Below are 1639 nucleotides of genomic sequence, written 5' to 3' on the forward strand. Positions count from 1 at the left end.
ATCTTTAAGCAAACAGGAAAACATCTCAGCGATCTAGAAATTATAATTTTGCGCGGAGCTTGGGATAATAAAACCTATGAAGAAATTGCCGAAACTGAAGGTTATTCTAGTAGTTATCTTAGCAAAGATATAGGGAATAAGTTTTGGAATAATCTTTCGACAGCTTTACAGGAAAAGGTATCTAAGAAAAATTTTAAAGGAGCTTTACAAAGAAAGTGGTGTAAACACACTCAAGTCAACCTTATACAATATCAGACTCAAATATCAGAATCTTTAACTACAAAAAATTTAGCTTTTCCTGAAGGATCGGTTGCTCTAGGCTCTCCCTTTTATGTTAAGAGATCGCGATGTGAATCTGTTTGTTATGAAACAATTGTTAAACCAGGCTCTTTAATTAGAATTAAAGGTGCAAAATGGATGGGAAAAACTTCTTTAGTTAATCGTATTCTCGAACAAGGGCGTAATTCTGACTACAAAACAATATATCTAGATTTTGATAGCGTCGAGCGATCTATTGTTCAAAATTTAGATAAACTATTGCGTTGGTTATGCGCTATGGTTTCCCGTCAGTTGAAATTAGCTAATAAAGTAAATGATTATTGGGATACAGATATTCTGGGAAGTAATGATAACTGTACGGTTTATTTTGAGGAGTATATTTTAGCGGAAATAACTAAAGAAATTGTCTTAGCTGTAGATAATATTGACAGATTATTTGCTTATGAAGAAGTGATTGAAGATTTTTTGGGAATGTTACGAAGCTGGCATGAAAAAGGAAAAACTTATCATTGTTGGTCAAGATTAAAGTTGGTACTAGCACATTCGACTGAGGTATATATTCCTTTAGATATTAATCAATCGCCTTTTAATGCAGGAGTTCCCATTTTATTAGAAGAATTTGATGATAAACAAGTTAAAATTTTAGCTAATTTGTATCAGTTAAAATGGGATAAGTTTGAAATTAGTCAGTTAATGGATTTAGTGGGTGGTCATCCTTATTTAGTAAGATTAGCCATGTATCATGTGAAAAATCAAAATATTCCTCTAGAAAAATTATTACAAAATGCGGTTTCAGAGACTGGAATTTATAGCAATTCTTTACGTCGTTTATCTAATATTTTAAATCAGTCTCCCGAACTAAGTTCTGCTTTTGCTAGAGTAGTTCAATCTGATGAACCCATAGCACTTAACTCTCTACAAATTTATAAGTTACACAGTCTTAATTTAGTTAAATATCAACAAAATTTAGTATCACCTCGTTGTAAGTTATATCGTAATTATTTTATTAATCAACAATATGAATATTGAGTAATATTAAGTAATTAAGGCAAAGAGCGATCGCGTTGTTTATAATTGCGGAAATTTTAACTGAATAAACAACCTATTACCATTTCTTAAAAGTAATAAGAGACGAAGGTTTGAGGGTAGGAATCACCGAGTCACCGAGTCACCGAGTTAGTGCAAACAATAGTTCTAGTGTTTTTTCTTAATCAGAAAAAGAGTACTATATAGCCGACATTCCGCAGAAATAAGAGAGAGAAGGAATAATTAATTTGAGAGATGAGGAATAAGTATTAAATGAGCCTCAATTAGAGAAGAAGTGGATGGTATGTTGAAAATCATGACACCATCAACAGCA

1 protein-coding gene is annotated in these 1639 nt (G+C 31.9%); it reads left to right on the top strand.

The genetic code is table 11. The features are described 5' to 3' along the window. Nucleotides 1-1308: AAA-like domain-containing protein (locus H1P_RS33205; RefSeq protein WP_222427372.1), on the top strand; the 1308-nt coding region annotated here is incomplete at its 5' end. Nucleotides 1309-1639 lie beyond the last annotated feature (331 nt).

The organism is Hyella patelloides LEGE 07179, from assembly GCF_900659865.1.
Taxonomy (GTDB): Bacteria; Cyanobacteriota; Cyanobacteriia; order Cyanobacteriales; family Xenococcaceae; genus Hyella; species Hyella patelloides.